Source organism: Pseudomonas sp. 51_B, assembly GCF_017491595.1.
GTDB classification, from domain to species: Bacteria; Pseudomonadota; Gammaproteobacteria; order Pseudomonadales; family Pseudomonadaceae; genus Aquipseudomonas; species Aquipseudomonas promysalinigenes.
This window is the reverse complement of record NZ_JAFGYW010000515.1, coordinates 1-255: the sequence shown is the minus strand read 5'-3', so window position 1 is coordinate 255 and position 255 is coordinate 1. Positions and strand designations below refer to the sequence as shown.

Below are 255 nucleotides of genomic sequence, written 5' to 3'. Positions count from 1 at the left end.
AGACTCCTACGGGAGGCAGCAGTGGGGAATATTGGACAATGGGCGAAAGCCTGATCCAGCCATGCCGCGTGTGTGAAGAAGGTCTTCGGATTGTAAAGCACTTTAAGTTGGGAGGAAGGGCAGTAAGTTAATACCTTGCTGTTTTGACGTTACCGACAGAATAAGCACCGGCTAACTCTGTGCCAGCAGCCGCGGTAATACAGAGGGTGCAAGCGTTAATCGGAATTACTGGGCGTAAAGCGCGCGTAGGTGGTT

At 51.8% G+C, this 255-nt stretch carries 1 rRNA gene; it reads left to right on the top strand.

What is annotated here, in order from left to right:
• Positions 1–255: ribosomal RNA gene (locus tag J5M56_RS25995) — 16S ribosomal RNA — on the top strand; the annotation flags it as partial.